Raw genomic sequence first — 19,594 nt, forward strand, 5'->3', positions numbered from 1 at the left:
CCTGGTAGGCGCGGGCGAGCTTCAGCTCCCGCTGGTGCTGGACAGAATCACGGAGGCGGCCGCGGAGAAAGGGACCTCGCCGCTACCCCCGTTCAGCTCCAGGATCGCGTTCCACAGCAGCGACCACTGACCCTGCGTGATCCGGTCCACGACCCGGCCGGCCTTCTCCTCGGTGAGTGAGGGCTTGACGGCACAGGCAGCCAACGCCGCCACGGGGAAGCTGTCGCGGTTGAAGTCCGCCGGGGCGTCCTGCTTACGCGCCGGATGCTCCTTGACCAGGTCCGACCAGGCCTTGCGCGGCAGAGCCCGCAGCAGGAACACGCGGACGTGCTGCTGCATCTCGACCTGCAGGGCCTGGATCTCCTTGGCGATCCGCTGCGCCTCGGTTTCCTTCGAGGCCAGCGAATCGTCGGCGGGCTGGCTGCGTGCGACGTCGAGCTGCCGTTCCAGGTCCTCGAAACGTGCCTGCAGGTCACCGCGGCCGCAGATGGGAACCTCAGTCTCGGGCAGCTTCAGCCCGTCGAGGAACTCGTCGACGTCCTCCACGTACTGCTGCTCGGCCATCAGGCGACCACCGCGTCGATGTCGGCGTCGGTGTGGTTGAACAGCTTGGACTTGAATTTCTGGACCTCGTTGCGGGCGGTCTGCTGCTTCTGCCGGATGCCGGTCTCCACCGGGTAGACCTCGGCCTCGTCGCCCGCCACCCAGGGAAGTGCGTTGTCCTTGTTGCGGCGCACCGCGCAGTAGACGTCCTGCCCGGGGGCGAGCGTGTTGTATCCGACGTCCGGGGTCGGTGGCTTCTTCCGCTTCCCCATGATTTCGATCTTGTAGCTGGGAGTGCCGGCGCGTTCGGTGTCGCTCTTGCTGGCCAGGCTGGTGTTGTCCACCGATGCCTGATCGGGCTCGATGCCGAGCCCGTCCTTCATGATGTAGTCCTGGATGTCGATGCCCGCGTTGAGCTCGGAGGCGGGCGGGTTGGAGACGGACGAGAGGGTCGCGCAGATCGTGACCTTGATCATTCCGTCGCCGAGGAGGTCAGTCCCAGCCATACCTACTGTTCCTTTCCGGTGGTCGGGCTCTTGGCGGCCCGCTTGCTGGTATCAGGCTGCTCGACGGCCGGGGGCGCGTCGTCGATGCGCTCGAACGCGCCTGCGTGGTGAGGGAAGGCCTCCTCGGCCATCTCGGTGACCTCGCCGGTCTTCTTGTTGCGGACGTTGATCATGGGGACGGGCATCAGCCGATCACCGCCCAGGTGAGGGTCGCGCCCGGGGTGGCCGACCAGGACAGGGAGATGAGGTTGCTGTCCTGCGGGTCCCGGAAGGTCGGCAGGAGCAGCAGCTCGTACATGCCGACCGGGATCGTCCACACCTTGTTCGGCTTGGCCACCGCGTACTCGGTGGTTCCGGGCGGGGTCACGGTCAGAGTGACCGGGCCCGCGGTGGTGTTGGAGACGATCATCCGGGTTTCGCGGGTGACGCCGGAGACCTTGTCGGCGGCGGCCGCCTGATACATCGTCAGCGCGCTGCCGGCGACGGTCGCGACCTGGGGTGCGCGAGTGGCCACGAGGGCTCTCCTCTCAAACAGGGGTGATGGGTCAGGCAGGGTCGCAGCGGGCCAGGTACTGGGCCGTCACGAACCACACGGGGACGCTGGTGTCGTCACGGCCGACGGGCTGTGAGCCGTCCTGCAGGATCGGCCGCACCCTGCGGTCGGGAAGGCTGGCGTCCATGGTGCGCAGCAGCGTGGCGGCCTTCCCGGCGACGAGCAGAGCCTGCTCAGGGCTGGCGGCGACCGTGGTGGCCTGAAAAAGCACATCGGTCGCCACGTCGTCGTTCAGTGCCCGGTCGGCGTCGGATTCGTCGCCGAGCGGGAAGTACAGCGCGACGTACGGCGGGGTCGCATCGGCGGGGGCGCCACCGATCCCAACACCGACGTTGGCGGGCAGGCCGTCGTCGAGCAGCTCCCGAACGCGCATCGCGAGCGGGTATACCTCGAGCGGGACGTTCACAGCAGCGACCGCATGAACTCGTCGACGGCCTTGTTGAAGTCGGGCGCGATGGCCACGGTGGCGCGGGCGCCGTCCAAGTGCGGCGGCTGGTGGGCGGACCCGTATTCGAAGCCGCGTCCCATGCTGCCCTGCTTGAGTGCGCGATTCGGGCCGACCTCCCATTCGGCGGCATCCGTCCTGGGGATCTGCTCGGCGGTGATCGACCTGTGGTAGTGCTTGCCGTGGCGGCCGGCCGAGCGTTTGGCGTTGTCGCGCCACTGGTCGCGCAGCTTCAGGGCGTGCTCCTTGACCAGGGGGTAGGCGCCCTCGGCGGCGCGCTGCACGCCGTCTTCGATGTACGCGGCCAGGGCCAGGAGCTCGCTGGCGTCCAGCATGTCGTCAGCCACCGCTACCTCCCGACCGGTCCTCGACGATCAGCCGCCGTGTCACCGCGGTGGCCGAGTAGACAACGTCGACCACCTCGAGCGGCCTGCCGATCAGCCAGCTGTCCGCAGACGCAGTCACGATGGCCCGGTAGCCGGGGGTGGCCTCGATAGGGGTGGCGGCCGAGTACGGCAGCTTCACCGTGTACCGGTGCAGCACCACCTCGGCCTCACCCCACTGGGTGTCGTGGCCGCCGGTCAGCGGCTTGGCCTTACACGGCCCCTCGTACACCGTCTCCCACACGTCGACCTCGGCCGTGGTGTCCGGGTCGAGCACGGTGCCAGTGCGGTGCTCGACCCGGCACGTCTCATCCATGACGGCATCCACGATCAGCTCCCGGGGGCTGGCGAGCGCGTCCTGGATGCTCATGACGTCTCCGGGTAGAGCGGGGCGATGCTGAACGCGCGTCCGGCGGCCGCGGGGCCAGCGACCGCCGCGACCAGGTCGTCGTACTCGGAGTCGGTCAGCTCGAGCTCACCCGAGGCCTGAGCCTCATCCCGCTGGAAGTCGTAGTCGTCCCCGTAGGCCTCCCGGAACTTGCCCTCCGGGTTGCGCACCACCCTGGCCACCATCGCGTAGCAGACGCTGACCGCGATGGCGGGGACCGGACTGGCGGTGAGCAGCTGCGGCACTCGGCCGCTCATGATGGCGCTCGCGTCCTCCAGCAGCGCGCTCACCCGAGGCTCCTGCTCCAACGCCAGCGTCCGCTCAAACCGGGTGCGGAACTGCTCGAGCGTCGCGAACGCCATCAGCTACTGCTCCTTGGCCGCGGTACGGCTCTTGCGCGCCGGCGCGGCAGCTGGAGCCTGGGGTTCCGGTTCGTTGTCCTCCTCGGGCACCTCGACGATGTCGGGGTCGTTGCGCAGCCGCTCGGCCGCCTCTTCGTCGCTGGTGGTGAAGTAGCCGTCGACGAAGCGCGCCCACTCCTTCTCGCCGTCATGCATGACCAGCTGCGGGTAGCGCTCGCACTGGAATCTCGCCATCGTGGTGTTCTCCTTAGAGCAGGTCCTTGAGCAGGCCGTGTGCCTGCTCGGCGCCGTACTTGAGGCCCACCTCTCCGTACAGCTGGTACTTCTCGCTCGCGGCGGTCTTGGCGACCGGCTCGACGAACAGGCGCCCCTTGCCCGGGATCGGCAGCCAGACCGGCGCGCACTGGTCGAGGTCGACGAGCGCGATCTGGTCGGCGGGCATCCACCGGTCGAGCATCACGCCGTAGGTGCCGAAGTCGGTGACGATCGTGTCCACGGCGACGCCGGCGATGTTGCGCGACATGGGGGCCTGGTTATAGGAGCCCGACTCGGCGTACACCTTGGTCAGGGCCAGCTTCTGCTTGGAGCCGACGACGAACACCATCCGGTCCTGGGCGCCCAGGCCGCCCGCATCGAACACGGTCTGGCACAGGGAGTCGACCAGCGCCTTGGTCAGAGCCCGGCCGGTGCCGCCGTTGGCCAGCACGTTGGTGGCGATCGCATTCAGCAGGCCGCGAGTCTTGCGCGCGGTCGCGTTGGTGCCGGGCTTGGCGTAGACGCCGGACAGGAACGACTTCTCGATGTCGACGGCCATGGCCTTGAGCTCCTGCTCGACCTGCCAGTTCAGCTCGTCGACCACCGGGTTCCGTTCGGCGTTGTTGGAGCCGGACTTGAGCTGGGTGGCCGCCATCTTGGTGTAGGACACCTCGATCGCGGAGTGGTGGATCTCCACCACGTTCGTGACGTTCGCCCGCACCCGGCCGACGCCGCCCGGGGTGGAGTTGCCCTCCACGACCGTGTTGCCGGCGCTGGTGGCGCGCAGGTCGTAGTACTCCCACTCGAACTCAGTGGACTCGGCGTCCATGCCACCGGTCAGTCCGCCGATCGCGGACAGAAACGGCGTCTCGCTCGGGGAGATGCCGTAGAGCTGGCCGGTGTAGTTCGGCAGGTTGAACGTGGTGCCCTGCCCTGAAATGCCCGCCATGGGACATGCCTCCTCATCGTGATGGGGCGGGCAGGGCCCGCCGCGCTACTTGCTGCCGAACAGCTGCTGGTTCTTCAGCGCGATCGCCGTACGAACGTCGCCCGCCTTCTCCGCCTCGGCGATCCGAGACGCGAGGTCCGGGGTTCCGCCAGGCTTCGCGCCCTGCGTCGGGTCCGGCTTGGGGCCGTTGCGCTTGCCCAGGTGGGGCTTGCGCTTGAGCAGGTCCGCAAGATCGGCCTTGATCTTGTCGGTGTCGACGTCACCGGCGTCGCCCACGTACGCCGTGGTGTCGAGGAACGCCGCGGCGTCGGACGGGTCGGCGAACTGGTCGGCGGCCGCGGCTCGGATCTCGGCTTTGACGGCTCGGTCGATGAGCGCCGTGGCGCGCTGCTCGGCGGTCTCCGCCCTCGAGGTGGCCTTGTCCAGGTCGGACTTGTTGGCGTCCTCGAAGTTCTTGACCTTCTTCTCCAGGTCGCGGGCCCGCTTCTCGGCCTCTTGGCGGGCCTTGCGCTCCTTGTCAAGCGCCGCCTTGCCGGCCCCGCCGAGCTGGTCGGCTCCGGTGGATGTGTCCGTCGCGGACGTCTCCTGGCCGCCCTGGCCCTTGTCGACGTCCCCACCTTCAGCGGTGGTGGTGTCGTTGGTGGTGGTGTCGTCAGCCATCGCGGCTGCCTTCCGTGCGCGCCGTGGCGTCGCGCCGCGGCGGGTGTGACCGTGGCGATCGCCGCGGTGGTCAAGAGGGCCCGTCAGGGGCGACTGGTGTCAGGCGCCGCGGCCGCTGTGGTCGGCGTCCGTTGTCGGCGGCCGGATCGCGAGGTAGGCGCGGACCCACACGAGGGTCAGGGCCCGCCCGATGTCGTCGGTACGGCCGGCGTATGGGCAGCTGGTCATCGGCCAGGCCCGGCGCGCGGCGAAGCGCGCGTGGGTGACGGCCGCGCGGGTCTGCGCCTCGGTGAGCGTCATATGCCCGCGCCTCCGATCTCGCGTGTCGTGCGTGCCGCCCGCCGATCGCTGTCCCGTCCGAGGACCTGGGCGCGGAACTCGACCAGGGTCATTCTCGGATGATCGTTCCACCAGCGTCGCAGTTCCTCGGACGCGTACGCGGTGGCCCTGCTGGTCGGTCCCGAGAACAGCGAGATCGGATCGATGCCCGCGGCCTGGCCAGCCTTGTTGAGCATGTACCCGTTCGTGGCGTTCTCGGCCTGCAGCCACTGGGTGTATGTCCAGTCTCGATACAGCCGCGCAACGGTCTGATCGAGGGACTCACCGTCGCGCCTGTCGGCCTCGAGGGCAGCCCGCCGCTCCTCGCGGCGTAGCTGCTCGGGGTCGACCTGGTACACCTCGGCGTAGGCGTCGATGTACTCCCAGCCCTGAGCTACGAGCTCGTCGACGCGACGGTCTTCGTCGCTGATCTCCAGGTCATCCCAGGCACCCCAGCTCTCGCCGGCCACGGCCGCCGGGACATCCTCAATCACGGGCGGCGCCTCGACGGCCTGGTCGCGGCGCGCCATCTCCGCGGCCGCGCGTTCGATCTCCGCCTCGTCGCCGTGCTCGAGCGCCTGGTTGAACCTCTCGGCCAGGCTCTCGTCGCTGAGCGCCTGCAGCTGCTCGTGGGTGAGCTGCTCGAGCGGCCGCGAGGGCGTCTCCTGCTCGGCGCCGGGCTCGCCCTCCTGCCGGACCCGCTCATCGATGGGGCGGCTAGGAACGGTCTGGCTGCGCTGCGCCGGGTCGTCGAGCAGGTAGCCGAACTGCCGTAGGAGTCGGATAGCTTCTTCCCGGTCTCCGCCGGCGTCGGCGAGCAACTGCTCCGGCATCGGGCGGATCGCCGTCCGGCGTCGTGACGTGGACTGCATGCGCCGTCCGGCCACGCCGCGGCGGGTCGTCCCTTCGGAAGTGACCAGCCTGCCGCTCGCTGTCGACATGCCTCGGCGTGCGTTGACGATCTGGCCAGGGTCGGCGCCGAGCCGGATCGCCTCGGCGCCGGCCTCGGTGAAGGCCCGCTGCTGCTGCTCGGTGGTCATACTGTCGAACAGCTCGCGCGGCGAGGCCGGCGACTCATCGCCTTCCCGTTGCGGGACCATCGTGCAGTCGCAGCGCTCGTGCCGCTGGAACCCGGTCGACCACGAGTACGTGCGCCCGGCGAGGATGATGCACCGCCCGCACGCCGGCAACGACACGTGCCGCACGTAGGTGACCCATGTACGGCTGCCGGTGATGCCCACCTGGTCGGCGACGCGGGAGGCGTCGGAGATCTGCGTGTCCACGATCCGGGTCAGCGAGGCCAGCCCGGACTGCAGCGCGCTTTCGTCGTCGGCGCCGCGGGCCAGCCAGCCCGCGGTCTGCAGGGCGGGCTGCATCAGCAGGCTGGCCAGCGCCCTCCCATCGGAGGCGATGCCAGCGAGCGCGGCCGGGTTCACTGCCGCGGTGGGCTGCGGCACGCCTTGCTCGGCCGCCAGCTGGCGCAGGTACGGCGTGGTCAGCCTGGCGACCGTTAGCTGGCCGATGCTCAGCAGCCGTACGACCTGGTCCAGCAGCTCGGTCCACTGTCCGATCACCGTACTGGCCTCGAGGCCGCTCCACATCGCCTGCGCGCGCTCGGCGACATCGGCTGCGAGCTCCTGCTGCGCGCGGTAGTGGTCATCAACCAGCTGCTGCAGCGCCACCGGTCACTCCCGCCAGCTGCCCGTCGGCGGCCGCCGGCTGGTTCCCGCCGTTGTGGGCCTGTGCGTCGGGCCCGGGCTTCGGCCCGACCACGGCCGCGAGGTCGCCGGCCATCGCGCGCTCCAGCGCGCGGGCGGCGGAGGCCTTCCGCTTGCGCATCCGGTCGCGCTGGGTGGAGGTGTAGCCGAGGTCCTCCCACGCCTGCTCGTCGTCGATGATGCGCGCCTGGACCTTCTTCACCACGGCGTCGGCCTTCGCGGCTTCGGTAGGTGTGCTGGCGTCGCGCCAGATGGTCTCCAGCGATCTCGACTTCGGGTTCCACTCGCCGTCACGGATCCGCTCGGCCAGGCGCATGACGCGTTCCCACGAGCCGCCGAACGGCCGCTGGTGGCGTTCGGCTCGCTTCACCAGCCGCGCCTCGGAGCTGCGGATCCCATCGGCCGACGCCGGGTTCTCGGTGCTGTACCCGAGGTAGTGCGGCGGCAGCCCGGAGATGGACGCCACCAGGCGGGCCAGCGCGTTCAAGGTGTTGTGGAAGTTCGACAGGTCGCTCTCGGGGAACTGGCCGGCCTGGATCTCGCCAGGGCTGAGCTCGTTCGCCCACAAGCGCCCCATCAGCTGCGACCAGGTGCTCGCTGGCTTGCCGTCAGAGCCGATGAAGTCTTCCTTCTTCGCGCCGAAAACCCACCGGCGCGGGATCGCGTGATACTCGGCCGCGATCATCATGTCCGTTGCCACCTTGCACGCGGCATCGGACAGAGGGATCACGTCGGCCAGCTCGGACACGCCGAGCGGCTCCAGGAGGCGCGGCCGGTTGACGATCGGAACGACCGCGACCATGCCGAGGTTGTGGTCATCGCGGTCGATGACGTTCCATTCGCCGTCGAAGTGGTACTGAATCGTCGAGTTGGGGATCAGCAGGGTTGCGTACTGCTCGCGCACCTGTCCTTCCAGGGCGGCCTCGGTGTCGTACCACCAGCGCAGCGCGGCCCTCACTCGGCGGGTGGCCGGGTCGATGTCGGCGTGCATCTGCAGCGGCGACTCCACCGTGATCAGTGGGAACTCTTTGTCGTCCTTGTTGGTGCCGACCGTGACGAACGAGCGGCGCATCGCCATCGCGTCGACGTGACCTATCTGGCTCTGCTCGTCGAGGTCGTTGGCCTGCCACATCTCCCACAGGCCGCCGTCGGCCTCCTCGTCGGAGCTGCGGCGGAACCCCTCGACGTCGAGCCTCTCTTCCACAGCGTCCACGATCAGCCGCGGCCAGTTGATGACCACCTTCTGGATCCGGTCGCCCAGCTCGAGCAGCAGCTCGGGATGCATGTAGGCGAGCGGCTGCGTGCCCTCGTAGTAGTCGTTCAGCGCCTGCAGCACGGGGAGTTCGCCCTCGTGCCGCCGCTTCAGCCTGGCCAGCCACTCCAGGGGCTCGAGGTTCAGCGCCATATCCAACCCCCTATCCGGCGACGATCATGCGGCCGCTCTTCTTCTTCGGCCGCCGGAGGTAGCCGTCGAGCCCGAACGCCATGGCCGCGATGCCGTCGATGCGGGCCTGCGACTTCAAGCGCTCGGGCTTGATCAGCTTGTGGTTGTCCTGGCCGTCGTCCTTGACCTCGACGACCTGGGCGTTCCAGCGGGCGACCGGGTGGCCGCCGTGCCGTACGCGCCCTGCCCCGATCTGGTCACCGCTCTTACCGAGTAGGCGCTGCAGCTCCTTGATCGAGGGGCTCTGCCCGACGAACGTCTGCGCGATCGGCACCACGTCGACGCCGCGCAGCGCCGAGTCGAGGTTCTGCACCAGCTGGCCGGCGAACATCCGGTCGTAGCCCAACCGCTGCATGTCGACGTGCCGGCAGTCGGCGAGCACGTCGGCCTCCACCGCGGCGTAGTCGATGACGTCGCCCTCGGTCGCCTTCACGAAGCCCTCACGGATCCACCGTGAGAGCGGGACCTGCAGCTGCCGCTCGAGGTCCTCGACCCGGTCACTGGGCACCCAGAACCGCCAGAACATGTCCAGCTCGATGCCGGGCTGCTCGGACTCGACTCCGACCCACCAGGCGCTCAGGTCGCTCACGGCCGACAGGTCCAGCCCGCCCCACGCCCGCCGGCCGCGGGCGGCCGTCCAGTCGCACATGCCAGCGGTGGCATCCCACACCGTCAGGTTGATCAGCCGGGACCGGTCGCGCATGCGCCGGTTGAGGTGCAACCGGCAGAAGGTGGCGAAGTACGACGGCGTGACGCGCGCCTTGTTCGCCTCTTTGCGCAGGTAGCGCAACGTCGGTGACGTCCCGAGCCCTGGGTTGGCCTTGCGCCAGGTCGACTCGGCGAACGGGTCGTCGTTCTCACCGGCAGCCCAGATGACGGCATAGAACGTCGGATCGTCGACAACGCCGGAAGCGACCTTCTCGGCGTAGCTGTGCTTCTCGTCGTAGATGCTGCCTTCGGTGGCCTCGTCCGCGGTCGTGATGAAGATGATCAGCGGCTGGTCACGGGCGCCAGTCCCGGTCTCGATCGCGTCGACCAGGTCACGCTTCTTGTGGACGTGCAGCTCGTCGACCACGCCGCCGCTCACGTTGAGCCCGTGAGCGGTTTCAGCGATCTTGCTGAGGGCCCGCAGAACGCCGCCCGTGCGCGGCACCCGGATGACCTCGGCCAGCGCCTCCACCCGGGCCCGGGCCGCCTTCGCGGTCAGCAGCATCCGCTTGGCGTCCTCGAACACGCGGCCCGCCTGCTCGAGGCTGCCGGCGGCCGCGTACACCTCGGGGCCGGCCTCGCCATCAGCCAGCAGCAGCACGTTGGCGATGCCGCTGCTGATCGTCGACTTGCCGTTCTTTCGCGGGACCTCGACCAGCGCGGCCCGGATCACCCGGACGACGCGCTCGCACTCCTCGTCCCACATGACCCACCCGAAGATGGGAGCGATGATCCACACAACCTGCCACGGGTCCAGGCCCTGCCCGAGCACGAACCGCTGCCCGGCCCACCGGCCCTTGGTGTGGCTGAACGCGGACAGCGCCTTGAGCGCCTTCCGGGCCCGCGCGACGTCGTAGTACGCGCCAGGCTCGCGATCAGCCTGGAAGGCCACGACGAGCGGCCGCCGATCGGCCGCCTCCTGGATCTGCTCCGGGGTGAGGCCGAGCTCGATCAGCGCCTCGTACGGGACGGGCAGGTCGAGGTCAGTCGAAGGGGTCGTCGTCATCTCCATCGTCCCCCGGCGGTGTGATCCCCGCCCGGGCCGAGGGACTCAGTCCGAGCTCCCTGACGTACACCTTCAGCTGCGCCCGGTACTGGCTCGCGATCGTGGTCGCGCCGTTCTTCTGCCAGCCCCGCTCGCCGTACATGAGCATCCCGTCGCGGCTGATGGTGCGCTCGCACTGGTCCAGGCGGGCGACGCACCGGCAGTAGTCCAGCAGCACCGTGGCGTCGACGTCGCCCAGGCCGGCGGTCTTCGTGAGCACCGGCACGATGCGCCGCCACTCGCGTCGGGCGATGTTCCGGGCCCGGATGTTCTCTCCGCGGACCACTCGATTCCGGCTCGCGGGGAAGACCTCGCTCCAGTCCGGCTCGGCCAGGTCCCCGGGAGGAACCGCGACGCCCTGCTTGATCGGGCGCTTACCCGGGTTGCCCTCCCGCACGACCTGCAGCGCCGGCCTCTTGCGGTGCGGATCCGCCATCGCCCACCTCACCCTCGGGCTGCGGCCCATAGTCGGCCACGTACTGCGGATGCCCGGTCAGGACATGGCAATCGCACAGGAATCCACCCTCGTACCGCGCGTAGGAGCAGCGGGGATCGTGTTCCGCCGCCGGCGTGCCGCGGGCGATCGCCCACGCGGTCGGGAAGTCCACGTCGTGCTCCTTCCGCTGGTCGGCACTACCGCGCCGCCCGCGCAAAGTCGTTTAGCTGCGGCGCCAGCCGAAAGCCTCCCCCGCGGTCTCCGAATAGTTGATCAAGGGGTGGCCCCCCACCCCTCTGACCTGCGAAAACACCGATAGGGCTGTGACCTGGGGAAACGTCATTCGCCAAGCTCGCGCCCATCGAGCGAGTGGTGCACGATCAGCCATCCCATCGACCCATCCTCATGCGGCACCGGCTCGACGCGTGGACCACAGACACAGTCCGGCTCGCTCGTGCTCGTGTCATGTGCGATGCCATCACGTACGGGGTGGACGTGCACTGTAGTCACGGTGTCCGCCTTGCTCCTGCACGAGGCTGTGGCCTGGGGCGAGAACAGGTAGGTCGGCGAGTGTCTGTTCCCACGTCTCGAAGCGCAGGCCTCGGTCGTCGATGTAGATGATCGCGGGCAGCTTGCGCTGGGTGACGAGCACGTGTCCTCGGTAGTTCCAGAACTCGTGGATCTGGCCCTCGGTCTCGGGTAAGGCGGAGATGCCGTACTCGCTGAGCCACTCTGACACGGGGAGCGGGGAGCGGGACGTGTGGATGTACACCGAGTAGGAGCGCATGAGAGTGCGCAGGCCAGCGATCGCACCGGGCACGGGCTCGTCGTAGATGGTGCCGTCCGCCCAGCCACGGGAGTAGGCGTGGATGACGCCGTCGAAGTCGACCGCTACGGTCGCCATCTGTTCCTCCTGGGTGTCATCGGGCGTTCCATCCTCCGGGTTGGCGACGGGCGGTTTCCTGGCCATGGCAGCTGTCGCAGAGGCCTCGGCCTCGGCGAGGGTCGTTGGGATTGAGTCCTCGGGCTTCGAGCTGTCTGCGCGACTGGGGGTAGTGGTCGGCCACAGTGCTGGGCGCGGTGCGGCACAGCACGCAGATCGGGTCTCGCGCGAGGACTTGCTGACGGAAGGTGGTGCGGTGCTGGGTGCCGTATCCGCGCTGGGTTGCGCTGCCTCGGTATTGCTCCGCTTGGGCGCGGTGTTCGGCGCACGGGCCGCCGCTGGTGAGCTGGTCGCAGCCTGGGCGTGGGCACGGCAGCCGCTGTCGATTTGGCATGAGTACTCAGTCCAGCTGCTAGCTAATTGCGCCCCAGAAGCAGTTCGGAGTCGTGACGTTCGAGCCGGGCGTGATGGAGCTCGGCATCGACGTCAAGGAGGTGCCGTTCGTGGCCCAGCGCAGGCCGGCCGCGGACAGGTTGAGATTGGCCAACGCATTGATCATGGTGATGCTGCTCATCCTGGCCAGCGTGGGCGGGGTGCCCGCGTTGACGATGATGGCCAGCCAGTACAGCCCGGCTGTCAAGCCGAAAGCTCCGAGCGTGGCCTGAAGCGGCCCCGAACTCGTGGTGGCGGAACCGATGTCGGCGGCGCTGCCCTGCAGCGTGCCGCTGCTGTTGTAGAGGCCCATCCAGTTCTGCGAGGCGGTAGGCGAGACGGCCGCTCCGGTGATGGCGATGATCCCCTTGCGGGTGCCGGACGCGATCGTGCGGCGCACCATCATGCCGATGAGATACAGCGTGCCCGCGGTGGGCGCGACCGTGGCGGTGGGAATGACGTCGTCTGCCCAGGCGACTAGGCCGTGATCCTCAGGCAGCCACCACCCAGATCCGAACGAGAGTGTCCGGTCGATGCTGAGGTCTCCGCCGCCGGTGAGCCCGGTTCCGGCCAGGACCTGGCGTGAGGTCTGTACGGCGCCGACGATGCGGGAGTCGTTGCCCTGCGCCGCGGTGCCGCTGGTCGAGCCGTAGGAAACGGCGAGGGTCCTGTCTGTGGTCAGGTCGCCGCCGCCTGTCAAGCCGGCGCCCGCGATCACCTGGCGGCTCGTCGGCGGGACAGCCAGGTTCGTGCGCGCGGTTGCCGCGCTCGCGACATCGCTCAGGTTCGACGCGGCCTGGAGGGCGCCGGTGATCCGCGAGTCGTTGCCTGCGGCCACGGTCGAGCTCGCCGTGCCCACGGGCAGGCGGGCATACGCCACGGTGCCGGACGTGATGTCGGCGCCGGCGTGCGCGTGGCCGAGCGGCGAGTAGGCGGCGTTGCCCTCGCTGCCGGTCAGGTACTGCGGGTGCGGGTCGCTGGCAACCTCATGGGCGGTGACAGCGGCGGCCGCCGTACCGGCTGGGTCGTAGACGCCGGTGTGCGCGTGGCCCGTTGCGGCCGCGCCGATGGCCGCTGGGGTGACGGGATCTGACCCGCCTGAGGCGTGGCTGGAGGCGTGCGTGAGAGGGGTTCGCGCGTCCGACAGGCGGGCGTCGTTGCCGGCGGCCACTGTGGAGCTTGTGGTGCCGACCGGGAGCCGCGGATAGGCGATGGTGCCTGAGACGATGTCTGCTGCGGCGTGGGCGTGGCTGAGCGGCGAGTAGGCCGCGTTGCCCTCGCTGCCGGTCAGGTACTGCGGGTGGGGGTCGCTGGCAGCCTCATGGGCGGTGACAGCGGCGGCCGCCGTACCGGCTGGGTCGTAGACGCCGGTGTGCGCGTGGCCCGTTGCGGACGCGCCGATCGCTGCAGGCGTCGGCAGGGCGGGGGTGCCGTGGGTGTGGTCGCCGCGGCTGTAGGCGATCGCCGCTCCGGCCGAGGGGGCCTGGCCGTGGCTGGTCTCGGCCACGACGGTGGCCGACGGGGTGCCTCCGCCTTCCTGGACCACGACGTTGAGCTGCGTGTACCCGACCGTGACCACGTCGGGGTCGCGTTCGGCGACGGCGACCAGGTCGCGGATCTCGACGATGTCCGGGCCGCTGCTCACTGCGTCACCTCCGGCGAGAGCCTGGCCAAGCCCTCCAGGAGGCGGGTGACCTGGCTGGAGCCGTCGGTGAGCTCCAGGTCGTAGCGGCCGAGCGTCCACGTCCACGAGCTGGTGGTCGCCGCGGTGGCCAGCAGTCGGATCGTGCCGGCCGCGCCGCCGAGCGCGATGGACCCGTTGGCGCTGTCGAGGGTGGCGTAGAGCGTCCCGCCTGCGCGGTCGCGGATCTGCATCTTCGCGGTCCAGCCGGTGATGTCGTACGGGACGCCGGCGGCGTTCTTCCAGGTGATCAACCGGTCGAGGGTCGCGCCCTGGTCGATCTTCAGATGATAGGTGCCCGCCATGCAGATCACCCCCTCGTCGAGGTTGCCGCGCAGCGGCGTTGCCGGCGTCTGGTGGCATGGAGAGGGCGGCAGAGTCAGCCCCTCTACCGCCCCTGGATTCCCCTCCGGATGCCCGGTGCTCGTACCCGGGGCCAGACCTAGACGACCCCGGTGACATGGGTCTGGGCATAGGTCTGCTACCGCAGAATTAGGCCAGATAAATCGCCTGGCGTCAACCAGGGTTACCGTGGTCCGGGCCCGTTGCCGGGCCCGGGGGTGGTGCTATCTGCGGGGGTCGTTGCATCCGTTGTTCTGCACTGCGAACTCGAGGCCGTCCTCGGTGATCTCCTTGGCGTCCCAGAGGTCGAGGAGGAGGTCGTTCTTGCCCTCCTGCCGGGCCAGGTCTTGCAGGTGCTGGACGAGGTCGTCGACGGTGTCGATGTCGCCGCGCTGAGCGGCCTTAATGATCTGGTCGGTGAGCTTGATGCGCTGGTTGTCGGTCACGGCGGCCTCCCTCGTTGTTGTGTAGCTACACGATAATAAGGAGTCTTGTAGCTACGCAATACCTGTGCGAAACTTTTTGTGTAGCTACAGGATTTCTAGGGAGAACCCAAGGTGAGCGAACCCCAAGACGGCCAGTCGGCCGGCACCACCACGCCCAGGCAGGTCCGCATCGCCAAGGGCCACTGGGAGGCCTACAAGCGCGTCTGCGACGCACGCGGCATCAAGCGCGCCGAGGACCTCAACGCCTACATCCGGCAGACCATCGCCGAGCACGGTGACGAGCAGGCACAGCGCCTGGCCGCCGCGGCGGACGACGAGCTGGTCGAGCGGCGGGCGCGCATGAGCCCCGGCCGGCCGCCGAAGCACGAGAGCTAGCCGGCCTGGGCTGGGCGCGTCCCGAGGATGCCGTGCAGGAGGCCGCGCCGTACGGCGATCACCGCGGCGTGCGCGCGCAGCACGGCGGCCTGGTCGTACTCGGGGACCGGGCGGCCGCGGCCCCGTCGTCGGCCGACGACGGGCACCTGGAAGAGCAGGACGAGCGCGCGCACCTCGTCCTCGGCGAGTGTCGGGTCGAGCTGCTCGGCAGCCTCGACGATGGTCCAGTTCATGCCCAGTCCCTGCGCTTCGTGATGCGGCCGTCGGCCCAGCTGATCATGCCGTCCCCCGTGACGTCGGATCGGTCCAGATGTCCGCGCGGCCGGCGGCCGTCGCGGTCCTCACACTCCCCATTGATGCACCAGATCTTGCCGTCGCCGGGCAGGACACGCAGGCTCCAAGTACCGCAATAGGGGCAGAGGGGCGGGAGCTCGCCGGGTGGTGTGGGCACCCTGCGCGGTCGTTCCTCGAGGCCGACGTCGCCGACCTGGCGGGCCTGCCGTACCCAGCGGGCGACGATGTGCGCGGCCTGGCGGGCGTGCTCGTCGGGTACGGCATGCACGAGGTCGGTGATGGCGTGCAGCGCGGCGACGGTGTTGGCGTCGCTGCCGCCGCGGCGGCGGCCCGGGCGGCCGGTGACCTCCAGGCGGAGCGAGGCCTCGAGGCGCCGCGCCTCCTCGCTGATGGTGTACAGCGTGGGCCCGGCCTCGGCGTGCCAGGGCGCCGGCGACCCGATGGCCTTGCGGTGCGAGGTCGTGCCTGCGGTCGGATCGCCCATCGGCTCGGGGAGCAGGTCGTACAGCTTCTCCAGGAGCGGCATGAGCTCGTCGACCAGGACCGCTACCTCAAGTGCTGCGGCCGTCACGGCCCTCCTCGATCAACTTGCTACTCAATCTCAGCGGCCGTCGACGGCTTCGATCGTGTTGCCTGCCAGGTAGGCCTCCACACTGGAGGCCGGGACACGGAAACCTCGGCCGATGCGGACGGCGCCGACGAATTCGCCGCCATGCACCATCCGGTAGACGGTCATTCTGGACGTGCGGAAGCGGCGGGCGATCTCGGCCACGGTGAGGAAGGCCTCCTCGGTGGCCGCGGCGGGTGCGGTGGTCACGTGTGCTCCTGGTGCGGGATCGGGATGGTGGTCTGGCCTGGGATATCGCCGGGTGGCCGTACGGGGATGGTCATGGTGACGTGGAGGCGGCGCTGCTCGCGCGCCCGGCGCCGGTAGCAGCGGCCGCCGAGGAGCCGCCCGAACCGCTGGTGCAGGCTGGTACTGGCCCAGACGCGGCGTCCGCAGTCGGCGCATCGCGGGAGCCAGCGCCGCGGCGGGAGTGCGGGCGGGTCCCAGATGCCGAGCTGCACGGCGCCCGCGGTCATGGGTCTGCCCGGAGGGTGGCAGCGGTGTCGGGGACGTAGTCGGCAGGGCGGCCGGTGTGGCGGATGCAGACGCGTTCCCAGCCGGTGGTGTTGAACCAGCGCCAGCCGATCGAGGGGTGCGTGCCGAAGACGCACAAGCGGGTGGGGCGGGGCTTAGGCGGCAGTGGGCGTTCCGGCTTCCCTCGCCGGGGTACGGACATGGTGGGTTCAGCCACGGCTCATCACCTGGTCGAGGTCGGCGATGAGCTGCCCGTACAGGTCGGCGCGGGCGGAGGCCAGGCCGGCGGAGGGCCCGTCGGCGGTCTCCCGGGTGTAGATCTCGGCCCGCTGTCGGTCGGCCCAGGTCTGGCGGAGCGCGGTAAGGCGGTCGAGGAGCTCGGCGCGGCCCTCGGCCTTGAGGTCCTCGGTCATCCGGCGTTGAGCGGCTTGGACGAGCTCGGCGAAGTAGTGCCGGTCCGTCTCGGTCGTGAGGTTGCCTTGCACGCGCATGGGGCCGACGCCGGGGACGTCGACGATCTGGCAGGGCGTGTGGTCGGTGGTCATGGTTGGTCTCTCGAAGGTCAGCGCCATACGCGGCGCGGTGGTGCGTGGCGGGTACGGCGGCGGCCGCCGATGCCCGGCAGCGGTGGCTGATGGTTGGTGCAGGTGGCGACGTGGGGCCGGTAGGTGGATTCCCAGGGGTCTGGGGGGCGGGCGTCGGCGCCGTCGAGGCTGCGCGAGCGCCAGCGGCCGGGCCCGTCCCGGTAGACGGCCTGGTTACCCCGCTCGTCCGGCGTGGGGTCGATGGCCATGGGGCGGCCGTGCTCGGTCGTGGTCCAGAGCACGGCGGCGCCGCAGCCTGCGGGGCAGGGGTCGAGGTCGTGTTGGGTCGGGATCACCGGGGCCTCCCTATCCCGTTGGCGGGTTGTTCAACGGTGTTGAATTTCCTCCATCATGATCGCGCTCCAGCGAGTCCGGCGGTACGGCATTTGCGCCGATCAGCCGCAGTCGGGGCGCCTCGGCCAAGGCCTCGCTCACCCGCAGGAGCACGGCCGGGTCCGGCCGGTCCTTGGAGTGCGCGGCCTGCAGCAGCTTGCGTGCGTCGTCCTGGCGCAGCACCACGTACCCAGCGGCGCCGAGCACCCGGTGCAGATCCGCGGCCGCGGCCAGGGCGTAGTCGACCTGACCGGGCTCGATGTGCCGGTCAGGGGCGACGACATCGGCCAGGGCCAGGGCGACCTCGTCGGCGTCGTCAGCGTCGTCGACGGGGACCGGGCCGAGGCGCTCGGCCCGGCAGTCCGGGCACAGCCTCGGGTCGGCGCTGCTGTGTGGGCAGGGCGGCCGGGCGGTCATGACGCGCGCCGCTCGGCGTAGAGGGCGTGGGCTCGGACGACGAGCTGGCTGCGGGGGGTGTGCTCGCCGAGCTCGCGCCGCGCCGCGGCGATCCAGGGCTGGCCGAACTCGGGCAACCGCGAGAGCTCGGCGGCCGCCGCGGCGTAGGCCTCGGCCGGGTCGAGCGCGCGCAGCGTCGACAGCGTGAGGATCTTGGGCGGCGGATCGATCTCGGCCGAAGGCTCACGGCGCTGGCCCGGTACCCCTTCCACCTCAGCGCCGTACGGCGGGAAGTTGTGTGCTGGTAGGTGATTGGTAGGTGCATGTGTAGGTGGCACGGTGCTGCACCGGGTGTTTCCAGGGGCAGCACCGGGTGTTTCCGGGGGCAGCACCGGGTGTTCTTCGCCGGGCGGCGCCGCATTGGGGGCTACCGGGGACTCCTGCGGCGGGTTATCCACAGGCTCATCAGCCGGTGCAGCACCGGGTGATCCGTCCTCGGAGGTGGCCGCTCGCTTGGTCCGCGGTGTACGGACGGGCGGCGGCTCGACGCCTTCGGGCACGATGAGCTCATGCTCGTCGGGGTCGAGCATGGCCACGCGCTCGGCGAGGTCCTCGGGGATGTCCAGCTGGTACTCGTCGGACTTGCCGCCGGCGCGGCCGGCCTTGGAGCCTTCGAAGACGCGCCGGAACAGGCCCAGCTCGCGCAGCCGGGTCAGGCAGCGCCGTACGGTCTCGGGGTCCAGGCGGCACACTCGGGCCAGGCGATTGAGGCCGGGCCGGATGCGGCTGCCGTCGGGGTTGCCGTACGTGCACGCCATCATGGCGACGTGCTGGACGATGTTGCTGCCGATCCGCTTCTTGCCCGTCCCGAAGCCGAGCTCGGCGCGGCGCAGGATGCGCACCCATTCCCAGAAGATCAGTTCACCCGCTTGTGTCGCCGCTGTCATCGTCGTTACCTCCTTGCTTGGTGTCGTGGGTGGTCGGGGACGGTGCGGTATGTCGGTGCAGCCAGGCCTGCGCCGACCGGTAGGTGGGCTCGCTGGCCACGCCCTGCGAGATCTGCCACAGGCGCCTGATGGTGAGGTCGAGCTGGACGGCCAGCTGCCAGCGCAGCAGCCCGGCGGCCTTGCGCCGGGCCTCGAGCTCGGCGTGGAGCTCGAGGACCTGGCGGCGCGTCGGCCGCGGGGGCGTGGGCGTGCTCATGTGGTCAGCGCGGTGAAGAAGGCCAGCCCGACCAGCACGCCGGACACACCGGCGGCAGCCACGGCCGTGACCGGCCGGCCCCGCTCCCACAGCAGGGACCCGGTGCCGGCGGCCGCGCCGGCGAGCAGCATCAGGAAGATGACCGTGATGGCGGCCGCCATGTCACTCTGCCTGCGGGCTGGCGGGACGCTCGGTGGACAGCAGTTCCTGATGGAAGTGGGCGAGCTGGCCCAGACCGCCTTCCTGGGTGGCGATCGCCACGCACACGGCGTAGGCGGGATAGGCGCGCGCGAGAGCGCGGCGCTGCTCGGGGTCGGCCTGGTCCATCAGGCTGATGAGGGTGACCAGCCAGTCGTTGGGCTCGTCGGCCGGGTTGTTGTAGTCGTACTCCAGGACGTAGCGGACGTGGCCGGCCACCTGGGCGCTCACGAGCGAGAGGCGCGCCTCCTGGTCCTGCAGGCGGGTGACGAGGTCGTGGGCGGCCGCGTTTGGGAGCACGAGAATGCCCGCCATGAAGGTGCCGGCGAAGACCTCGACGAGTTCGGTGGCGTGAACGATGCCGGTCGTCGACGGCACGATCCTGGCGTGCAGCGCGGGCGCGGCCGCGGAAGGGGCGTCGGCGGCGGGGGTATATGTGGTCATGATCACTGGTTTCTGGTGCGGGGTGACGTTCCCGAGGGGGGCGTGATCACCGGGTTGTGGGATGAATTGGGATGGATGCGCTCGCCGTACGGCGGGCGCGGCAGGGAGGGCCTGCCGCGTCTGGGTCCCCGTCGGCCGGGGAAGTGGCCGACGGGGGCGGAGCGGTTAGGTCCACGAGCTCCAGCTGAG

32 protein-coding genes are annotated in these 19,594 nt (G+C 70.0%); 1 reads left to right on the forward strand and 31 read right to left on the reverse strand.

The window, feature by feature from the left end; translation table 11 throughout:
- Positions 1-21 precede the first annotated feature (21 nt).
- The 20 genes from KIK09_RS56515 to KIK09_RS56610 form a co-directional block, all read right to left on the reverse strand.
- Positions 22-564: a hypothetical protein gene (locus KIK09_RS56515; RefSeq protein WP_214327844.1), complete on the reverse strand. Its 543-nt coding sequence runs from the start codon at positions 562-564 to the stop codon at positions 22-24.
- Positions 564-1,049 carry a phage tail tube protein gene (locus KIK09_RS56520; protein ID WP_214327845.1) on the reverse strand — a complete coding sequence of 162 codons (486 nt, stop codon included), beginning with the start codon at positions 1,047-1,049 and terminating at the stop codon, positions 564-566. The genes KIK09_RS56515 and KIK09_RS56520 overlap by 1 nt, the downstream gene beginning before the upstream one ends.
- Before the next feature lie 2 nt (positions 1,050-1,051).
- Positions 1,052-1,234, reverse strand: coding sequence for a hypothetical protein (locus KIK09_RS56525; protein ID WP_214327846.1), 183 nt, complete (start codon positions 1,232-1,234; stop codon positions 1,052-1,054).
- Complete coding sequence (locus KIK09_RS56530) at positions 1,234-1,563, reverse strand: hypothetical protein (protein WP_214327847.1); 330 nt, start codon at positions 1,561-1,563, stop codon at positions 1,234-1,236. Before KIK09_RS56530 ends, KIK09_RS56525 begins: the two co-directional genes overlap by 1 nt.
- A 31-nt stretch (positions 1,564-1,594) precedes the next feature.
- A complete protein-coding gene (locus KIK09_RS56535; protein ID WP_214327848.1) occupies positions 1,595-1,975 on the reverse strand; it encodes a hypothetical protein in 381 nt (126 codons plus the stop codon).
- 29 nt (positions 1,976-2,004) lie between these two features.
- Positions 2,005-2,394, reverse strand: coding sequence for a hypothetical protein (locus KIK09_RS56540; RefSeq protein ID WP_214327849.1), 390 nt, complete (start codon positions 2,392-2,394; stop codon positions 2,005-2,007).
- The gene (locus tag KIK09_RS56545; protein WP_214327850.1) at positions 2,387-2,800 is read right to left on the reverse strand and encodes a DUF6093 family protein; all 414 of its coding nucleotides are present in this window, start codon (positions 2,798-2,800) and stop codon (positions 2,387-2,389) included. Before KIK09_RS56545 ends, KIK09_RS56540 begins: the two co-directional genes overlap by 8 nt.
- Positions 2,797-3,180 (reverse strand): Gp19/Gp15/Gp42 family protein, encoded by a 384-nt coding sequence (locus KIK09_RS56550; protein WP_214327851.1) that lies wholly within the window; start codon positions 3,178-3,180, stop codon positions 2,797-2,799. The genes KIK09_RS56545 and KIK09_RS56550 overlap by 4 nt, the downstream gene beginning before the upstream one ends.
- 3 nt (positions 3,181-3,183) lie before the next feature.
- Entirely contained in the window at positions 3,184-3,414 is a 231-nt protein-coding gene (locus KIK09_RS56555) for a hypothetical protein (protein WP_214327852.1), read from the reverse strand.
- 13 nt (positions 3,415-3,427) lie between these two features.
- Positions 3,428-4,384 carry an SU10 major capsid protein gene (locus KIK09_RS56560; protein WP_214327853.1) on the reverse strand — a complete coding sequence of 319 codons (957 nt, stop codon included), beginning with the start codon at positions 4,382-4,384 and terminating at the stop codon, positions 3,428-3,430.
- A gap of 45 nt (positions 4,385-4,429) precedes the next feature.
- Positions 4,430-5,044, reverse strand: a complete 615-nt coding sequence (locus KIK09_RS56565; RefSeq protein WP_214327854.1) for a hypothetical protein — start codon at positions 5,042-5,044, stop codon at positions 4,430-4,432.
- Between the two features lie 99 nt (positions 5,045-5,143).
- Complete coding sequence (locus KIK09_RS56570) at positions 5,144-5,344, reverse strand: hypothetical protein (RefSeq protein WP_214327855.1); 201 nt, start codon at positions 5,342-5,344, stop codon at positions 5,144-5,146.
- Positions 5,341-7,044, reverse strand: coding sequence for a VG15 protein (locus KIK09_RS56575; RefSeq protein WP_214327856.1), 1,704 nt, complete (start codon positions 7,042-7,044; stop codon positions 5,341-5,343). Before KIK09_RS56575 ends, KIK09_RS56570 begins: the two co-directional genes overlap by 4 nt.
- Positions 7,022-8,485, reverse strand: a complete 1,464-nt coding sequence (locus tag KIK09_RS56580; RefSeq protein ID WP_214327857.1) for a phage portal protein — start codon at positions 8,483-8,485, stop codon at positions 7,022-7,024. The genes KIK09_RS56575 and KIK09_RS56580 overlap by 23 nt, the downstream gene beginning before the upstream one ends.
- Before the next feature lie 10 nt (positions 8,486-8,495).
- Positions 8,496-10,238: a terminase large subunit gene (locus KIK09_RS56585; RefSeq protein WP_214327858.1), complete on the reverse strand. Its 1,743-nt coding sequence runs from the start codon at positions 10,236-10,238 to the stop codon at positions 8,496-8,498.
- A complete protein-coding gene (locus KIK09_RS56590) occupies positions 10,216-10,713 on the reverse strand; it encodes a phage terminase small subunit P27 family (RefSeq protein WP_214327859.1) in 498 nt (165 codons plus the stop codon). The genes KIK09_RS56585 and KIK09_RS56590 overlap by 23 nt, the downstream gene beginning before the upstream one ends.
- Before the next feature lie 478 nt (positions 10,714-11,191).
- Positions 11,192-11,617 carry a hypothetical protein gene (locus tag KIK09_RS56595; RefSeq protein ID WP_214327860.1) on the reverse strand — a complete coding sequence of 142 codons (426 nt, stop codon included), beginning with the start codon at positions 11,615-11,617 and terminating at the stop codon, positions 11,192-11,194.
- Between the two features lie 391 nt (positions 11,618-12,008).
- Positions 12,009-13,673 carry a hypothetical protein gene (locus KIK09_RS56600; protein ID WP_214327861.1) on the reverse strand — a complete coding sequence of 555 codons (1,665 nt, stop codon included), beginning with the start codon at positions 13,671-13,673 and terminating at the stop codon, positions 12,009-12,011.
- Entirely contained in the window at positions 13,670-14,014 is a 345-nt protein-coding gene (locus KIK09_RS56605) for a hypothetical protein (RefSeq protein WP_214327862.1), read from the reverse strand. The genes KIK09_RS56600 and KIK09_RS56605 overlap by 4 nt, the downstream gene beginning before the upstream one ends.
- A gap of 261 nt (positions 14,015-14,275) precedes the next feature.
- On the reverse strand, positions 14,276-14,497 hold the full coding sequence (locus KIK09_RS56610) for a hypothetical protein (RefSeq protein ID WP_214327863.1): 222 nt from the start codon (positions 14,495-14,497) through the stop codon (positions 14,276-14,278).
- A gap of 111 nt (positions 14,498-14,608) precedes the next feature.
- Between KIK09_RS56610 and KIK09_RS56615 the strand changes: the two genes are divergently transcribed.
- Positions 14,609-14,872, forward strand: coding sequence for a hypothetical protein (locus KIK09_RS56615; protein WP_214327864.1), 264 nt, complete (start codon positions 14,609-14,611; stop codon positions 14,870-14,872).
- On the opposite strand, the gene KIK09_RS56620 is transcribed toward KIK09_RS56615, so the two are convergent.
- The 11 genes from KIK09_RS56620 to KIK09_RS56665 all read right to left on the reverse strand — a co-directional run bounded on the left by KIK09_RS56620 (position 14,869) and on the right by KIK09_RS56665 (position 19,405).
- Entirely contained in the window at positions 14,869-15,105 is a 237-nt protein-coding gene (locus KIK09_RS56620; protein ID WP_214327865.1) for a hypothetical protein, read from the reverse strand. The two genes, KIK09_RS56615 and KIK09_RS56620, sit on opposite strands and share 4 nt — an antisense overlap.
- The gene (locus KIK09_RS56625; protein WP_214327866.1) at positions 15,102-15,737 is read right to left on the reverse strand and encodes a hypothetical protein; all 636 of its coding nucleotides are present in this window, start codon (positions 15,735-15,737) and stop codon (positions 15,102-15,104) included. Before KIK09_RS56625 ends, KIK09_RS56620 begins: the two co-directional genes overlap by 4 nt.
- Before the next feature lie 30 nt (positions 15,738-15,767).
- Positions 15,768-15,983, reverse strand: coding sequence for a helix-turn-helix domain-containing protein (locus tag KIK09_RS58885; protein WP_308164881.1), 216 nt, complete (start codon positions 15,981-15,983; stop codon positions 15,768-15,770).
- Positions 15,980-16,249, reverse strand: coding sequence for a hypothetical protein (locus KIK09_RS58890; protein ID WP_250575452.1), 270 nt, complete (start codon positions 16,247-16,249; stop codon positions 15,980-15,982). The genes KIK09_RS58885 and KIK09_RS58890 overlap by 4 nt, the downstream gene beginning before the upstream one ends.
- A 207-nt stretch (positions 16,250-16,456) precedes the next feature.
- Positions 16,457-16,792 carry a hypothetical protein gene (locus KIK09_RS56635; protein ID WP_214327868.1) on the reverse strand — a complete coding sequence of 112 codons (336 nt, stop codon included), beginning with the start codon at positions 16,790-16,792 and terminating at the stop codon, positions 16,457-16,459.
- A gap of 17 nt (positions 16,793-16,809) precedes the next feature.
- Positions 16,810-17,127, reverse strand: coding sequence for a hypothetical protein (locus KIK09_RS56640; protein ID WP_214327869.1), 318 nt, complete (start codon positions 17,125-17,127; stop codon positions 16,810-16,812).
- Between the two features lie 10 nt (positions 17,128-17,137).
- Positions 17,138-17,581: a hypothetical protein gene (locus KIK09_RS56645; RefSeq protein WP_214327870.1), complete on the reverse strand. Its 444-nt coding sequence runs from the start codon at positions 17,579-17,581 to the stop codon at positions 17,138-17,140.
- Positions 17,578-18,507 carry a hypothetical protein gene (locus KIK09_RS56650; protein ID WP_214327871.1) on the reverse strand — a complete coding sequence of 310 codons (930 nt, stop codon included), beginning with the start codon at positions 18,505-18,507 and terminating at the stop codon, positions 17,578-17,580. The genes KIK09_RS56645 and KIK09_RS56650 overlap by 4 nt, the downstream gene beginning before the upstream one ends.
- Positions 18,482-18,763 carry a hypothetical protein gene (locus tag KIK09_RS56655; protein ID WP_214327872.1) on the reverse strand — a complete coding sequence of 94 codons (282 nt, stop codon included), beginning with the start codon at positions 18,761-18,763 and terminating at the stop codon, positions 18,482-18,484. Before KIK09_RS56655 ends, KIK09_RS56650 begins: the two co-directional genes overlap by 26 nt.
- Complete coding sequence (locus KIK09_RS56660) at positions 18,760-18,924, reverse strand: hypothetical protein (protein WP_214327873.1); 165 nt, start codon at positions 18,922-18,924, stop codon at positions 18,760-18,762. Before KIK09_RS56660 ends, KIK09_RS56655 begins: the two co-directional genes overlap by 4 nt.
- A gap of 1 nt (position 18,925) precedes the next feature.
- A complete protein-coding gene (locus KIK09_RS56665; RefSeq protein ID WP_214327874.1) occupies positions 18,926-19,405 on the reverse strand; it encodes a hypothetical protein in 480 nt (159 codons plus the stop codon).
- Positions 19,406-19,594 lie beyond the last annotated feature (189 nt).

Origin of the sequence: Nonomuraea sediminis (assembly GCF_018531495.1) — a bacterium.
Classification (GTDB): domain Bacteria; phylum Actinomycetota; class Actinomycetes; order Streptosporangiales; family Streptosporangiaceae; genus Nonomuraea; species Nonomuraea sediminis.

What these genes read in the sequence shown, in the direction of transcription:
- KIK09_RS56515 (WP_214327844.1), bottom strand. Translation starts at nt 564, where the DNA reads ATGGCCGAGCAGCAGTACGTGGAGGACGTCGACGAGTTCCTCGACGGG.
- KIK09_RS56520 (WP_214327845.1), bottom strand. Translation starts at nt 1,049, where the DNA reads ATGGCTGGGACTGACCTCCTCGGCGACGGAATGATCAAGGTCACGATC.
- KIK09_RS56525 (WP_214327846.1), bottom strand. Translation starts at nt 1,234, where the DNA reads ATGCCCGTCCCCATGATCAACGTCCGCAACAAGAAGACCGGCGAGGTC.
- KIK09_RS56535 (WP_214327848.1), bottom strand. Translation starts at nt 1,975, where the DNA reads ATGCGCGTTCGGGAGCTGCTCGACGACGGCCTGCCCGCCAACGTCGGT.
- KIK09_RS56545 (WP_214327850.1), bottom strand. Translation starts at nt 2,800, where the DNA reads ATGAGCATCCAGGACGCGCTCGCCAGCCCCCGGGAGCTGATCGTGGAT.
- KIK09_RS56550 (WP_214327851.1), bottom strand. Translation starts at nt 3,180, where the DNA reads ATGGCGTTCGCGACGCTCGAGCAGTTCCGCACCCGGTTTGAGCGGACG.
- KIK09_RS56555 (WP_214327852.1), bottom strand. Translation starts at nt 3,414, where the DNA reads ATGGCGAGATTCCAGTGCGAGCGCTACCCGCAGCTGGTCATGCATGAC.
- KIK09_RS56560 (WP_214327853.1), bottom strand. Translation starts at nt 4,384, where the DNA reads ATGGCGGGCATTTCAGGGCAGGGCACCACGTTCAACCTGCCGAACTAC.
- KIK09_RS56565 (WP_214327854.1), bottom strand. Translation starts at nt 5,044, where the DNA reads ATGGCTGACGACACCACCACCAACGACACCACCACCGCTGAAGGTGGG.
- KIK09_RS56570 (WP_214327855.1), bottom strand. Translation starts at nt 5,344, where the DNA reads ATGACGCTCACCGAGGCGCAGACCCGCGCGGCCGTCACCCACGCGCGC.
- KIK09_RS56580 (WP_214327857.1), bottom strand. Translation starts at nt 8,485, where the DNA reads ATGGCGCTGAACCTCGAGCCCCTGGAGTGGCTGGCCAGGCTGAAGCGG.
- KIK09_RS56585 (WP_214327858.1), bottom strand. Translation starts at nt 10,238, where the DNA reads ATGACGACGACCCCTTCGACTGACCTCGACCTGCCCGTCCCGTACGAG.
- KIK09_RS56590 (WP_214327859.1), bottom strand. Translation starts at nt 10,713, where the DNA reads ATGGCGGATCCGCACCGCAAGAGGCCGGCGCTGCAGGTCGTGCGGGAG.
- KIK09_RS56595 (WP_214327860.1), bottom strand. Translation starts at nt 11,617, where the DNA reads ATGGCGACCGTAGCGGTCGACTTCGACGGCGTCATCCACGCCTACTCC.
- KIK09_RS56605 (WP_214327862.1), bottom strand. Translation starts at nt 14,014, where the DNA reads ATGGCGGGCACCTATCATCTGAAGATCGACCAGGGCGCGACCCTCGAC.
- KIK09_RS56620 (WP_214327865.1), bottom strand. Translation starts at nt 15,105, where the DNA reads ATGAACTGGACCATCGTCGAGGCTGCCGAGCAGCTCGACCCGACACTC.
- KIK09_RS58890 (WP_250575452.1), bottom strand. Translation starts at nt 16,249, where the DNA reads ATGACCGCGGGCGCCGTGCAGCTCGGCATCTGGGACCCGCCCGCACTC.
- KIK09_RS56635 (WP_214327868.1), bottom strand. Translation starts at nt 16,792, where the DNA reads ATGACCACCGACCACACGCCCTGCCAGATCGTCGACGTCCCCGGCGTC.
- KIK09_RS56645 (WP_214327870.1), bottom strand. Translation starts at nt 17,581, where the DNA reads ATGACCGCCCGGCCGCCCTGCCCACACAGCAGCGCCGACCCGAGGCTG.
- KIK09_RS56650 (WP_214327871.1), bottom strand. Translation starts at nt 18,507, where the DNA reads ATGACAGCGGCGACACAAGCGGGTGAACTGATCTTCTGGGAATGGGTG.
- KIK09_RS56655 (WP_214327872.1), bottom strand. Translation starts at nt 18,763, where the DNA reads ATGAGCACGCCCACGCCCCCGCGGCCGACGCGCCGCCAGGTCCTCGAG.
- KIK09_RS56660 (WP_214327873.1), bottom strand. Translation starts at nt 18,924, where the DNA reads ATGGCGGCCGCCATCACGGTCATCTTCCTGATGCTGCTCGCCGGCGCG.
- KIK09_RS56665 (WP_214327874.1), bottom strand. Translation starts at nt 19,405, where the DNA reads ATGACCACATATACCCCCGCCGCCGACGCCCCTTCCGCGGCCGCGCCC.